Genomic DNA, 13,120 nt, shown 5'->3' on the forward strand with positions numbered 1-13,120 from the left:
GAGATCCATGGCTTACGGAGACTTAGGCGCGAAGGCTTTCCTGAGCGTCTTAGTCGTAGTTAGTCATTAGCTTGCCGAAACGTTGCGACGCGCGGCGGTGAATATACATTGTGAAATCGCGTCCGGAATAACGACCAACACATTAAATAGCAAGTATGATTAATAAATAGTTTAACACAAGTTCAAGCCCCGGTAAACACCCGTTCGTGTTTTAGAGAAAAAACCTGCATACCATATTTTGGGTATTCCAATATGGTATGCAGGTTTTATTATTTTCCAATAAAGGGTGTATCAGATTCCATTATTTCTTGTAGATGCGTTTGTCCTTAATCTCAATTTTACCTTCTTTCAGAAGGTGTCCCACAGCACGTTTAAAGGCATTCTTGCTGAGACCGAATTCGCGTTTGATCACTTCTGGTGAGGCTTTGTCATCGAAGGGGAGGACGCCGGCGAATTCTTCGATTATGCTAAGGACGCTCTCGGCATCTTCGTTAATCTGGATGTAGGCTTTCTGACGGTCTGTGACGTTCATCTTGCCATCCTCTTTCACCTCGGAAACGCGAAGGTCGAGGACTTCGCCCGGGCGGTATTTGCCGCTGGCTTCTCTGGCTGGAATCAGGGCGGAATATTTGTCATCAACAGCTACGAAAACACCGAAACGATCGCTGATCTCGTAGACACGGCCTTTTACGGAATCACCTGTTACATATGGGGTTCTGGTAGAAAGGTAATGGTATACCTTCATGGTGGCACAGAGGCGGCTGCTCTTGTCCACATAGAGAGCTACCAGACACTCCTGTCCTTCCCGCACACGGCTGGTCTGCTCATGGTATGGAAGGAGCAGGTCTTTCTCTAAGCCCCAATCCAGGAATGCACCGATCTTGGTTACCTGAAGCACTTTCAGAACAGCAGTCTGTCCAACCTGAAGAAGTGGTTCTCTGGTGGTTGCAATAAGACGGTCCCTGGAATCCTTGTAAATAAATACATCCAGTGCATCGCCCTCTCTGGTTCCTTCCGGAACCTGTTTGGCTGGAAGAAGTACTCTGTCTTCCTGGCCTGCATTTTTATCTTCTGCAAGGTAAACACCGAAATCTACGGTCTTTGCCACAATAAGCTTCTGTTTTTTTCCTATTTCAATCATGGATTCTCCTTAATTCAATTACGGTTAAATATAAAATTTCTCAGTAGTTTCCCAATCTATTGTCCAGTATAGCACACATTTACCGCCACTGTGAACATTAACTTATTGAAGTAAGGAGAAAAAATGCAGAACCCCCATCTGCAAAGTGACTTTCCGGCTCACGCATTGCGGAAGCGGCTCAGGAAATCTTTTGTCAGCAGGTCTTTCGGATTCTCAAACAGTTCCTTCGGCGGTCTGTCTTCTACGATAACGCCATTTGCCATGAAGATTACACGCTTGGAAACATCACGGGCAAATGCCATCTCATGAGTAACGATGATCATGGTCAGGCCTTCGTGTGCAAGGTCTCTCATAACCTCCAGAACCTCGCCTACCATCTGGGGATCCAGTGCGGATGTCGGCTCATCGAAGAGCAGGATTTCCGGCTCCATGGCAAGGGCTCTTGCGATTGCCACACGCTGTTTCTGACCTCCGGAAAGCTGTTTGGGTTTGGCGTTGATGTACGGCGCCATACCTACTTTTTCCAGATAATACAAAGCTTTTTTCTCTGCCTCTTCTTTGCTCTTCTTCAAAACCTTTACCTGACCTACGGTGCAGTTTTTCAGAGCAGTCATGTTGTTAAAAAGGTTAAAATTCTGGAACACCATACCTACCTTTGAACGGTATTCCGGAACGTTTACGTTCTTACTGGTGATGTCAGTTCCATGATAATTGATTTCTCCGGTGGATGGAGTTTCCAGCATATTCAGGCAGCGAAGAAGCGTGGATTTACCAGAACCGGACGGTCCGATAATGCACGTCACATCTCCCGGACTTACGGAAAAATCAATATCTCTCAGTACCTGATTGCTGCCAAATGCTTTTCCCAGATGCTTGACTTCAAGGATTTTTTCACTCATGATCATTTCTCCTCCTTTTTCTTAGGGTAGGAATACAGACCACTTGTGTGAGCCAGTGTATCCGTTGTGGCAAGGTCATAATTCTGCGGGCCTTCCATCTTGTGTTCCAGCAGGCGGAGCAATCTGGAGCATACAAAAGTAAGGATAAAGTACATTACCATAGCGATGGTAAAGGATTCGAAATAAGTGTAATAAGCTCCAGCTACGCCTTTTGTTGTGTAGAAAAGTTCTACAATTCCAATAATGGAAAGAACGCAGGTATCCTTGATATTGATGATCAGGTTGTTGCCAATCTGAGGCATGATGTTGCGCAATGCCTGTGGAAGGATTACGTTCATCATAGTCTGTACATGCGTCATTCCGATTGCTTTTGCAGCTTCTGTCTGACCTTCGTCAACAGAAAGGATTCCGCCTCGGACGGTTTCTGCCATGTAGGCTCCGGTATTGATAGATACTACGAAAAATGCCGCAAACCACATGGACATGTTGATATTGAACAGGTAAGCACTTCCGTAATAGATAAACATGGCCTGTACCATCATTGGGGTGCCGCGGAAAAATTCCACATAGCAGGCCATAATAAATTTGAGAAATCCAACCAGTGTCTTTTTAACGTCAGAATCTCTTTTGTCCACAGGAATTGTCTGGATAATTCCAACTATAAAGCCAATAAGGCACCCTAAAAAGGTGCCTACAATGGCTATGATCATTGTATTTCCGGCTCCTGATAAAAAGGAGGCGCCGTATTGCTGGAGCAGATACTGGATCCGGCCCCAGAAGGTTTCAGGAAGCATAGTTTTTATCTCCTATCTTACATATGTACATGTCTGTTCGGAATTCTTCACACATATCTTTTTATTAAATTCATACCCGGACATGTATTTTATACTTTATGTTTCACAGGTCGAGCAGTTTCATCACTCAGACAGTGGCTGTACGGAAATTGCCTCGTCCATCATTTCGGTGTAATCGTCCTCTGTCATTTTATCCAGCACGCTGTTTAAGGCATCCAGAAGCTCAGTGTTGCCTTTCTGTACGGAAATACCGATGTTAATATCTTCGTCGGATACTTCAAAATCACCGTCTGTGCCGGAGAAATCAAGAAGCTTGAAATCCGGATAAGCTACGCATGCAGCCATTCCGGTAGGCATATCCGTTACAACGGCGTCACATTTTCCGGATTCCAGGGCAACCAGCATGGCCGGTGCACTTTCCTGTGCAGGAAGGATGTTTGCGTCTTCAATCTGCGGCGGGCAGGAATCATACCAGATAGTGTTCTGCTGGGATGTACAGGTTACACCTTTTAAGTCTGCTACGCTCTTTGCATCTGCATAATCTCCGTCACTCTTTACCAGGGTGATGATAGATGCATAGTAGTATGGTTCTGTAAAATCCACCATCTGCTGGCGCTCGGAGGTAATGGACTGACCTGCGATAACACAGTCAACCTTTCCAGACTGAACAGCTGGTACCAGGGAATCCCAGTCAAGCTTTACGATCTCCAGATCGTAGCCCAGCTCGTCGCAGATTTTCTTTGCCATCATAACATCGTAGCCATATGCGTAATCAGAGCTTCCGGAAATCGGAACTGCTCCGTTGGAATCATCGGGCTGTGTCCAGTTGTATGGTGCATAGCTGCACTCCATTGCTACCTTTAATGTTTTCTTCTCTTCTGCCTGTACCATTGTAAGTCCAAGTCCTGGCATTGCTGTCACGGTAACCGCCGCTGCCATAAGACCACTTGTCATTTTTCTCCATAAATAGCTCTTCTTCATTTTTCTTTCCTCCTCTTTGTAAAAAACTCATTAATCACAGCACCACCGATATTTTATCGGTGTGTTTCCTCATTTCGAGGTTGTTTCCCCATTTCCGGGTAAAAAAAATGCAATGGCGGCGTTATCACACTAACGCGCCATTGCGTTGTAGTTCATATTACTCTTGTTTGTGGGAGAAGTCAAGAGGGGGGAGTTGCAGAATTCATGGTTTTTCTCCATATTTCTCTGGCTCACAGATTCTTTTCATCCTTCAACGCACATATTTTTTTAACCGTTAAACCAGAAATATCTGCAATTTCCTCAATCGTATACTTGCCCACTTGCAACATTTTGACGGCTGTAGCCATTTGATTTTCCAGTCTTCCAAGCTCAAGTCCTTGCTCAATCAGTTTATCCGACTCTAATTCCAGCACTTTTCCGCCCATAATTTCACCAATTCCTTTCTTTCAGCCTAATCACCCGGAACACCTGCTCTACAGCACTTTCCATATTTTTCTGTGCAGTCTGCGGATCCATGGCTTCTTCCAGAGTGGTCACCTGACGGAGGATTGGGAAAAAAGCGTCGATTCCAGCTTCATTACAAGAGGCAGCATCTTCAGTGACCGAGCCAGAAAAGGCAAGCACTGGCTTTCCATATTTCTTTGCAAGTCTGGCAATTCCGATGGGCGCCTTTCCCATAACGGTCTGGCCATCCAGACGACCTTCACCAGTGATTACGATGTCTGCATTTTTTATCTGATTTTCTATGCCGATTTCTTCCAGGACAATGCTTATACCTGGTTCCAGTTTTCCATGAAGAAAAGTACGGAAGGCAAAGCCAAGGCCTCCGGCTGCTCCGCAGCCTGGGTAGTTTGGATCATAATTAAATTTTCCCAATTGGGTTTTGGAATCTGCAAAATATTCTTCTGTTATCTTTGCATAGTTTTCCATCCACCCGTCCATCAGCTCCACCATCTCCGGTGTTGCGCCTTTCTGGGGGCCGAAGATATAGCTGCAGCCTTTTTCCCCATATAAAGGGTTGTCCACGTCACAGGCAATGCGGAAGCTGCATTCTTTTAATTCCGGAAGCAAATTTTTGCAACTGATGGAGGCAAGCTTTTCCACACCTTCTGCTCCAAATGGCACCTGTTTTCCACTTTTATCCAGAAGCTCTCCTCCCAAAGCCTGAAGCATACCGATTCCACCATCATTCGTTGCACTGCCTCCGATTCCGATGATAAAATTTCGGCAGCCTTTGGAAATGGCGTCTTTTATGACCTCTCCAACACCATAGGTTGTAGTGTTTATAGGATTCAGAAGTTCAGGTGGAACCAAAGTGATCCCGGCTGCACCAGCCATTTCTATAATGGCAGTCTTTCCGCACTTTTTCTCATTCTTGTAGCCACGTTTACTTTCTATTATAGAAGTATTTTCTACTACGGAAGCATTCTCTGAAACAGCCATCATCTCTTTTCCCACAAAATCAATTCTACCTGAACCGCCTATATTACGTTTCTCCCAAATTGCATATTCGCAGTCAACCGGAGTTCCAAGTGGTCCGGTAACTGTCACATTCTCCAGACTTCCGCCAAGTCCCTGGGCAAGTGCCCGTACTGTCCCTTCCCCGCCATCTGCAAGCGGATAAACCTTGGTCTTGGCTTCCGAATATACTTTCCGAATGCCTGCTGCGGCAGCTTCACCCGCTTCTATAGAACTCATGCTCCCTTTGAATGAATCAATTGCAATTACTACTTTCATGTTCTTTTCTCCCGTTTTTTCAAATACGATCTACCCTTCTATTTTTTCACTCCACAAATCCATTCCAATTGCAGAACTTCCTTCTTTTATCGTAATTTTATAATCAGAATCCACCTGAATATCATAGCCATATATGCTTTCTTTTCCCGCTTCTGCGTCTTTTTGATCTGCATAATAGGAAAAACCTACACGGTAGATATCCGGATGCAGATCAATCTGAACATAACTATATCCCCGTATCCAGTCTTCTTCAAGATTTTTTTCATTGAGCAACAGCTGTGTTGCGTACTGTTCTGCCACATCCCCCTTGCTGGTTCCCATGGCATTTTCTATGGACCTGGCAGCAAAGCCATGTAAAGTCCACGCCGTTATCAAAATCTCCAGAACCACCACAACAGCAATAAGTACCGGGTTCTTTTTTTCCTTGCACATTCTCTTTACTGCAAATCCAAATGCGTATATCACACTCGCCAGATTCACCAGACATGTGATGAGACTTGCTTCCTGTCTATGTTGTTCCCAGAATCCGTCAGGAACCAGGAAAGAACATATTGTGAAAAATATGCCGGTCAGAGTGATTGTAAAAAATCCATAAATTCTTTTGCTTTCCTTATCTTCCCGATTCACCCACAGATAATATCCACTCACAGCAGCTCCCGCGCCAAGAAGCCCGGCAAATAACGCACCGCCAAGGTTTGCATGACCAGAGAATTTAAACACAGCCACAATGAGCAGAATTACCGGTATCGCAAGATAGCCTGCGATTTTATCCTGATGCTGTTGCTGTTTTCGTATTTCTTCCATTGATTGCATCATCTCAGTCACCTCTGCAGACGTGTATTTTTTCTCTGCTTTCTCTCTCTTTTCTGCCATCCCGTTTTTTTCTGCTGCTTCATTCATTTCTACTGTCCCATCTTTTTCTGCTGCCTCATCTTTTTTCACGTTAGCCCCTTCGGTTGTCTGCATTTCTGATCGCATCAGCTCCAAAAGTGATACATCCAGTGCCTCAGCCAATGGTTCCATTGTATTAATATCCGGAAATCCAAGTCCCCGCTCCCAACGGCTGACCGCCTTATCCGTCACTCCGACTTTTCCGGCAAGATCGGCCTGTGTCATATGATGCTCTTTTCTTCTTTCCGAAATAAATGCCCCAAACCTTTTTGCGTCCACTATATGATATCCTCCATAATTCTTTTGCGTTACTCTCTTATATACACTAAAATGTGGATTTTAGTCAATCGACGATTTGTTTACCTGGAAAAAAACGAAAAATTTTCTATAACTCTCTTGTATGTATTGACATTTTGATATCTGAATGATATCATATTTATATCTCGTAAAAGATAATTTTCATTATCAGGAGGATTGCTATGAAAGAAAAAGTTTTGGACAACAAGAAAAATGGTATGGGAATGATGGTGCTGTTTATTCTGCTCTATGCCGTGGCCGCAGCCGCTGTAATATTCGGCGCAGCCTTCGAACAGCTTCCCCTTATGGTCATCGGTATCATCTGGGCTTCACTTGGATGGATCCCGTTCCTTGGCCTTAAAGTGCTGAAGCCGCAGGAAGCCCTTGTACTCACCTTATTCGGCAAATATGTGGGAACCTTGAAGAACGACGGCTTCTACTGGGTAAATCCATTTTGCACCGCTGTAAACCCCGCTGCGAAGACGAAATTGAACCAGAGCGGCGACGTAGACGGTGGAAATGCTGCCAAGTCCGTTTTCACGCTTGCAGCCACAGGAACAGCCACTTCTGCCAGTTCTACTTATGTAAACAAAAAGATTTCCCTGAAGATCATGACTCTGAATAACAACCGTCAGAAGATCAACGACTGCCTGGGTAATCCTGTAGAGATCGGAATCGCAGTTATGTGGCGCGTTACTGATACAGCGAAAGCAGTTTTCAATGTAGACAATTATAAGGAATATCTTTCTTTACAGTGTGACAGTGCCCTTCGAAATATTGTCCGCATCTATCCTTATGATGTAGCGCCAAATGTGGACACTACAGGTGACGGAGTTGCAGATGAGGGAAGCCTTCGCGGTTCCAGTGAAATCGTAGCCGGACGTATCCGCGATGAAATTCAGCAGAAGGTTGCTGAGGCTGGTCTGGAGATTATCGAAGCACGTATTACTTATCTTGCTTATGCACCTGAAATCGCAGCGGTTATGCTGCAGAGACAGCAGGCTTCCGCTATCATCGACGCAAGAAAGATGATCGTAGACGGTGCTGTTGGTATGGTAGAAATGGCATTAGAGCGATTGAATGAAAACAATGTGGTAGAACTTGACGAGGAGCGGAAGGCTGCCATGGTTTCCAATCTTCTCGTAGTGCTGTGCGGCAATCACGATGCCCAGCCGGTGGTTAATTCCGGCAGTCTGTACTAATGGCTGAGACAAAAGACACCCGGCCCAAGAAACAGATTCCGCTCAGGCTTTCCGCCAAGCTTTATGACCAGATTGCAGCCTGGGCGGAGGATGATTTCCGCTCCGTAAACGGGCAGATTGAATATCTGCTCACCGAATGTGTCCGCCAGCGCAAGAAAAATGGGAAATACGTTTCCGACACGATGGATAAACCGCCGGAACTGGATATCTCATGATTTCCAGCATAAAAAGCCCTTCTACTTGCCAAACCCACTATCGACAATTATAAAACAATACAAATTTTTCACATTTTAAACAAATCAGGGAGTACAGATGTTATAACAACAGTGCTGTACTCCCCGCTTTTATCTATTCGTGCACAGAGGGTAATGACTTTCTGAATGCTCTGAACACCAATTCTGTTTTGTATGGTATTTAACGCTTATAATTATAATTGTTAAGCTTATTTTCTTCGTTCTTTGTGTTAATTTATCTTTTGTATTTTAGTATTTCTATAATTCTATAAAATGATATATTACTTGCAATTTGCTTTCTCTATATGTATTTTTCTGTTTCGTTTTTCTATTTTGTTTTTCTATTACGTTTTTCTGATGCATTTTATATTTCATTTTTTCTGAGAGTATTTCTACAGCCATTCTTATGTATGAATGGTTCTGTCAATCACATACACAGCCTCTGCTTTATCGCGGTGATGTCTTTCTCATGTTTGTTCACGTAAAATAAAAGTCTTTCCTGCGTTTCCCATTTCTTTTGTTGTTCTTCCAGCTTTTGTAAAAGATTGGAATGATTCTCTGCTACAACCTGAAGCTTCCAGTCTGTAGTGTTCTCCACATGAAGCCAGAGTTCTTTTACACTTCTTTGCAATTCTGATACTGATGCATCCAATTCACATACATGCTTGTCTACGCTGCGCAAGTTCGCTTCCAGATTCTCAAAGCGCCTCTTGGTTTCGCTTTCGAAGTTGTCAACGCGAGTTTCTAAGCTGTCGAAACGGCTTTCCAAATTATCGAAACGGCTTTCCAACTTGTCGAAGCGGCTTTCCAAATTATCGAAACGGCTTTCCAACTTGTCGAAACGGCTTTCCAAATTCACAATCCGTGTCTCAATGGGCACCAGCAATCCTGCAATCGCCTGTAGATCTTCTTTCGTCAACATTTCTTTCACCTCCCGTATATTTAAGATAAAAAAAGTATATCAGCAAAATAATGTAAAAACAATACTTGAAGTACATTTTGTTCTGTGCTATAATCACGCCACGCATGATTTGCAGCAACACATTTCAGAACAGGAAAAAAGTCCACTGTCTGGGAATCCCCAAGGCAACGGACTTTAAAGCTTCTACTCACCTAATCTATATTTTCTATTACTTTCATATTCTTACCAACTGTGGAAATTTCACCAACACCCCATCTTTTTATTCCCAAGGTGCCTTTACGACTTCCTTCGCTTCAAACAGGTGCTTCATCCAGTCACCGGCAAGCTGAATCCAGCTCTCACATTCTGCCTGGATTCCATAACCATTGGGGCATGCTGTTTCTGCAGTGGCAAGTCCCAGACCATGACTGCCCACTGGATAAATATGCAATTCTGCCGGAATATCCAGAGCGTGAAGTGCCTGGAAAAACAGCAGGGAGTTCTCTACCGGTACAGTATCATCCGGTGCTGTATGCCACAGGAAAGTCGACGGGGTATCCTTCGTAACATTATATTCCAGGGACAGGAATCTGCGTTTCTCTTCATCTGCATAATCCTCTCCCAGAACGCTTTCAAAAGAACCCTTATGTGCTTTCTCGCCAGAAGTGATTACCGGATAGCTGAGCATAAGCCCATTGGGGCGAAACTTTTCGGAGTCCATGCCCAAAGCTTCTGCAACAAAGGGCTTGTTCCAGAATACACCAAGGCTTGCCGCCAGATGTCCACCAGCAGAAGAACCCTGGACTACGATCTTCTCTGTATCAATATGCCATTTTTCTGCATTTTCACGGAGCATTGCAACTGCTGTAGCCAGCTGAAGAAGCGCCTCCGGGAAACGTGCCGGAGCAACGCTGTAGCGCAAAATCGCAGCATGATAGCCCATTGCCATAAATCTGACGGCAAGAGCTTCTGCCTCTCTGTCAGAAGTCATCTGATAGCCGCCGCCAGGACAGATCAGCACAACCGATCTCTTTCTCTCCGGCTCGATCTCCGGGGAATTATCCAGGAAATATGTAAATAAATTTGCTTTAAACTCAGAATCTTTCAATTGGATTTCTATTTTTTCGTGAATCATTTCGCGAGCCTCCTGTTGTATATATTTCGTTCATTTTATAATGTCAGAAATAACCAGCTTATCCCCTAAAGCATGTTTGGAAAAAAGCTTTCTGTAAGACGTGCGTCACAATTTTGGCGTGCAGTTTGCAATAATGCTTTTTCAAACAGGCTCTAATGCCATAATAATTTTCTTCCTATAAGAAATCAATACCTAAATAAAATTGACACCTGCTATTTCAAACACGCTCTAGTTCCCCATCTTCGTCCTGTCATACATCTCCCTGAACTCCGTAGGCGTACAATTATTCATCAGCTTAAACATCCGAAGAAACGCCGACAGGCTGGAAAACCCCGATTTAAATGCCACCTCCGTCACACTCACTCCTGGATCCTGCAGCAACGTTTTTGCAAATTCAATTCTCTTCTGATTCAAATACTTATAAAAAGTAGAATCTGTATACTGCTTAAACAACCTGGAAAAATGATACTTACTGAATCCTGCCTGGGAAGCCACTCCCTCCAGGCTCAAATCTTCCGCAAAATGATTGTTAATATAATCTGTAACCAGGATAAACTTCTCCACATATTCCTTCTGCCTGCTGTTTGCTCCGTTTTCCTTCTGCTGTCCCGCTACAGTATGTGCATTTACACGCTGTCTTCCAACGCATGTAAGAATCTCAAGGAATTTCGAAATAATCATAGTTTCCAGATAGGGAGACTCACCGAAATATTCCTCTTTGATTTCCAGCATAAGCGTTTTTACTTTTTCATAAATCTGCGGATACCCCTCCGGTGTAATCAAAGTAGCCGGGGTTATAATCATAGTAAGCAAGTTCAGCTCCTTGGTAGAAATATTGTTCAGACACGGCTGAAAAATAATCCGCTCTCCGCTTTCCGGAGCAAAAAGCTCATGAAGCATACACGGACCGATAATCAGCACATCCCCCTCACGCAGATTGTATTCCTTTCCACCGCACAGTGCCTTATAGCCATTTACGATTGGCATAAGTACCTCGAAGGAGGTATGCCAGTGCGGTGGGTAATTCTCGTATTCATCATTATAATAGAGACAAACCTGCTCATCCTCCCGGAAATCTACTGTTTCATGTATTCCACTAAGCTTATGTATCATTTCCCCATGCTCCTTCCCTGTATATTCTTATTATAATGCTCCTGAGTTTCACCCTTTTACCAGAGCATGTTTGAATTTTCCCAACATATATCATTTTCCGACGGTCAGTATCAAATATTGTCATTTAGTTCTCAAATATTGCGTTTTTCAATATGTTTGTATTGTATCAAATGTTTCTTTTTTTATCAATATATAGCCAAATTTATATTTTAAATCTAAATAAGTATCGTTTATCTTTGTATATATTGCATAATTTTCTATGTTTTAAATTATATACTTTGACATGTACTTGTTTTTGTACAATTTTAGATAGCAATAATTGATAGTAAACAAACAAGAATTAGAAAGAAAACCCAGGCAATCTCTGCTATAGTAAGAATTACCAAATACGAGATCTAAATTTTTAAAAGGAGGTTCAATATGAACAAGAAACGAGCACTTTCAATATTAATGGCTGCAGCAATGGCAGCTGGAACACTGGTTACATCTGTACCGGTTTATGCTGATGATGTTGAAGAAATCACATGGATGTTCTGGGATGACCTGGAAGCTACGGAAGATCTTATTTCCAAAGGTTACAAAGAAGTCATTGATCGTTTCAACGAAGAGTACGATGGCAAATATCACGTAACTCCGATCACCACCAACCTGGAAGAGTACGATGGCAAGCTGAACGCACTGATCGCAGCCGGACAGACACCGGATGTTTACATCTGCAACCCTGGTCCAAACATGGACGTATATGTAAATGCAGGTGCAGCAGCTGACCTTACCGATATCCTTGAGAATCAGGAAGCTGACTGGTACGCATCCTTTACAGATGGTATTTTCGAAAGAATGACTTATGACGGAAAGATCATGGCAGTTCCTACCAACTTCGCAGCAGCCTGCGTTTACTATAACACCGAGATGTTCGCAGATGCCGGAGTTGAAGTTCCTACCACATACGACGAACTGATCGCTGCATGCCAGAAGCTTCAGGATGCCGGCTACACACCAATCTCCTGCTCCGCTGGTACCGCATGGTGCTTATCCATGATCGCCGGTTATCTGTGTGACCGTCAGGGCGTTGACCTTGCAGCTATCGCAGACCATACCGCTAACTGGACCGATGAGAACTGCATTGAAGCAGGCACCAAGTTAAAAGACCTTTCCCAGTATTTCCAGGCTACAGCAGCCGGAGATTCCAATGACCAGGCTACAGCAGCTTTCTATAACGGCGAAGCAGCTATGCTGGTTCAGGGTTCCTGGGCAATCGCACAGATCAACGGCAACAATCCAGACTTCGAGTCCAAATGTGGTGTCTTCCAGTTCCCTGGAATCGACGGTGCTAACGACCCGAACCGTATGATTGTTAAAACTGATAACCTTCTGATGAGCTCCACAACAGAGCATCAGGACGCAGCTATCGCTCTTATGAAGATGTTCACAGACGAAACAGCTCAGAAATACACAGCAGAAGTCGGCGGCAAGTTCCCAATCATCAAAGACCTTGATATCGACTATAACAAAGCTCCTGCACAGCTGAAATACGTTCAGGATATCATGGCAAAGGCAACTGGTACATTCGGATTCTACAATGAGTCCCTTGCATCTGTAGAAGCTGGTGACTGCTTCGATAACGCAATGGTTGATATCTTCCTTGGCAACCAGACACCTGAAGAAGCATTCCAGACCGTACAGACATTCTATGAGGAGAACGTTTGGGAATAAATCCTCCCTTATAAAAATAAGTTATAAACCCAGGCACATGGCTGCCGCGGAACGGACTAAGGCATGTTCCGCGGCAGTCTTTT

The 13,120-nt window shown here is 43.9% G+C and carries 13 protein-coding genes; 3 read left to right on the forward strand and 10 right to left on the reverse strand.

Annotated features, from left to right (window positions below):
• Positions 1-301: 301 nt before the first annotated feature.
• The 7 genes from AB5642_RS05735 to AB5642_RS05765 all read right to left on the reverse strand — a co-directional run bounded on the left by AB5642_RS05735 (position 302) and on the right by AB5642_RS05765 (position 6,722).
• Positions 302-1,141, reverse strand: coding sequence for a S1 RNA-binding domain-containing protein (locus AB5642_RS05735; RefSeq protein WP_173718338.1), 840 nt, complete (start codon positions 1,139-1,141; stop codon positions 302-304).
• Between the two features lie 158 nt (positions 1,142-1,299).
• A complete protein-coding gene (locus AB5642_RS05740) occupies positions 1,300-2,043 on the reverse strand; it encodes an amino acid ABC transporter ATP-binding protein (RefSeq protein ID WP_272105090.1) in 744 nt (247 codons plus the stop codon).
• Entirely contained in the window at positions 2,043-2,834 is a 792-nt protein-coding gene (locus AB5642_RS05745; protein ID WP_173716973.1) for an amino acid ABC transporter permease, read from the reverse strand. The genes AB5642_RS05740 and AB5642_RS05745 overlap by 1 nt, the downstream gene beginning before the upstream one ends.
• Before the next feature lie 123 nt (positions 2,835-2,957).
• Entirely contained in the window at positions 2,958-3,815 is an 858-nt protein-coding gene (locus AB5642_RS05750) for a transporter substrate-binding domain-containing protein (RefSeq protein WP_173716972.1), read from the reverse strand.
• A gap of 230 nt (positions 3,816-4,045) precedes the next feature.
• On the reverse strand, positions 4,046-4,240 hold the full coding sequence (locus AB5642_RS05755; RefSeq protein WP_148463316.1) for a hypothetical protein: 195 nt from the start codon (positions 4,238-4,240) through the stop codon (positions 4,046-4,048).
• 4 nt (positions 4,241-4,244) lie between these two features.
• Positions 4,245-5,552, reverse strand: a complete 1,308-nt coding sequence (locus tag AB5642_RS05760) for a glycerate kinase (RefSeq protein ID WP_270413636.1) — start codon at positions 5,550-5,552, stop codon at positions 4,245-4,247.
• A 30-nt stretch (positions 5,553-5,582) separates the two neighbouring features.
• The gene (locus AB5642_RS05765) at positions 5,583-6,722 is read right to left on the reverse strand and encodes a helix-turn-helix domain-containing protein (RefSeq protein ID WP_195379316.1); all 1,140 of its coding nucleotides are present in this window, start codon (positions 6,720-6,722) and stop codon (positions 5,583-5,585) included.
• Positions 6,723-6,922: 200 nt separating this feature from the next.
• Here AB5642_RS05765 and AB5642_RS05770 point away from each other — a divergent pair, with 200 nt between their 5' ends.
• Both AB5642_RS05770 and AB5642_RS05775 read left to right on the forward strand, forming a co-directional pair.
• Positions 6,923-7,942: an SPFH domain-containing protein gene (locus tag AB5642_RS05770; protein ID WP_227200806.1), complete on the forward strand. Its 1,020-nt coding sequence runs from the start codon at positions 6,923-6,925 to the stop codon at positions 7,940-7,942.
• Positions 7,942-8,157: a PTS ascorbate transporter subunit IIC gene (locus AB5642_RS05775; protein ID WP_368371491.1), complete on the forward strand. Its 216-nt coding sequence runs from the start codon at positions 7,942-7,944 to the stop codon at positions 8,155-8,157. The genes AB5642_RS05770 and AB5642_RS05775 overlap by 1 nt, the downstream gene beginning before the upstream one ends.
• Before the next feature lie 445 nt (positions 8,158-8,602).
• On the opposite strand, the gene AB5642_RS05780 is transcribed toward AB5642_RS05775, so the two are convergent.
• From AB5642_RS05780 to AB5642_RS05790, 3 genes are all read right to left on the reverse strand, one after another.
• Positions 8,603-9,097, reverse strand: coding sequence for a hypothetical protein (locus AB5642_RS05780; protein WP_195379319.1), 495 nt, complete (start codon positions 9,095-9,097; stop codon positions 8,603-8,605).
• A 259-nt stretch (positions 9,098-9,356) separates the two neighbouring features.
• Complete coding sequence (locus AB5642_RS05785) at positions 9,357-10,211, reverse strand: alpha/beta hydrolase (RefSeq protein WP_118583547.1); 855 nt, start codon at positions 10,209-10,211, stop codon at positions 9,357-9,359.
• Between the two features lie 228 nt (positions 10,212-10,439).
• On the reverse strand, positions 10,440-11,324 hold the full coding sequence (locus AB5642_RS05790) for an AraC family transcriptional regulator (RefSeq protein WP_148463309.1): 885 nt from the start codon (positions 11,322-11,324) through the stop codon (positions 10,440-10,442).
• Between the two features lie 420 nt (positions 11,325-11,744).
• Between AB5642_RS05790 and AB5642_RS05795 the strand changes: the two genes are divergently transcribed.
• Positions 11,745-13,037, forward strand: coding sequence for an ABC transporter substrate-binding protein (locus AB5642_RS05795; RefSeq protein WP_368371492.1), 1,293 nt, complete (start codon positions 11,745-11,747; stop codon positions 13,035-13,037).
• The last annotated feature ends 83 nt before the right edge of the window (positions 13,038-13,120 follow it).

Source organism: Ruminococcus sp. 1001136sp1_2201st1_G3_2201SCRN_220225 (assembly GCF_040924365.1).
Classification (GTDB): domain Bacteria; phylum Bacillota; class Clostridia; order Lachnospirales; family Lachnospiraceae; genus Blautia_A; species Blautia_A faecis.

What these genes read in the sequence shown, in the direction of transcription:
- AB5642_RS05775 (WP_368371491.1), top strand. Translation starts at nt 7,942, where the DNA reads ATGGCTGAGACAAAAGACACCCGGCCCAAGAAACAGATTCCGCTCAGG.
- AB5642_RS05790 (WP_148463309.1), bottom strand. Translation starts at nt 11,324, where the DNA reads ATGATACATAAGCTTAGTGGAATACATGAAACAGTAGATTTCCGGGAG.
- AB5642_RS05780 (WP_195379319.1), bottom strand. Translation starts at nt 9,097, where the DNA reads ATGTTGACGAAAGAAGATCTACAGGCGATTGCAGGATTGCTGGTGCCC.
- AB5642_RS05745 (WP_173716973.1), bottom strand. Translation starts at nt 2,834, where the DNA reads ATGCTTCCTGAAACCTTCTGGGGCCGGATCCAGTATCTGCTCCAGCAA.
- AB5642_RS05795 (WP_368371492.1), top strand. Translation starts at nt 11,745, where the DNA reads ATGAACAAGAAACGAGCACTTTCAATATTAATGGCTGCAGCAATGGCA.
- AB5642_RS05785 (WP_118583547.1), bottom strand. Translation starts at nt 10,211, where the DNA reads ATGATTCACGAAAAAATAGAAATCCAATTGAAAGATTCTGAGTTTAAA.
- AB5642_RS05770 (WP_227200806.1), top strand. Translation starts at nt 6,923, where the DNA reads ATGAAAGAAAAAGTTTTGGACAACAAGAAAAATGGTATGGGAATGATG.
- AB5642_RS05735 (WP_173718338.1), bottom strand. Translation starts at nt 1,141, where the DNA reads ATGATTGAAATAGGAAAAAAACAGAAGCTTATTGTGGCAAAGACCGTA.
- AB5642_RS05750 (WP_173716972.1), bottom strand. Translation starts at nt 3,815, where the DNA reads ATGAAGAAGAGCTATTTATGGAGAAAAATGACAAGTGGTCTTATGGCA.
- AB5642_RS05755 (WP_148463316.1), bottom strand. Translation starts at nt 4,240, where the DNA reads ATGGGCGGAAAAGTGCTGGAATTAGAGTCGGATAAACTGATTGAGCAA.
- AB5642_RS05760 (WP_270413636.1), bottom strand. Translation starts at nt 5,552, where the DNA reads ATGAAAGTAGTAATTGCAATTGATTCATTCAAAGGGAGCATGAGTTCT.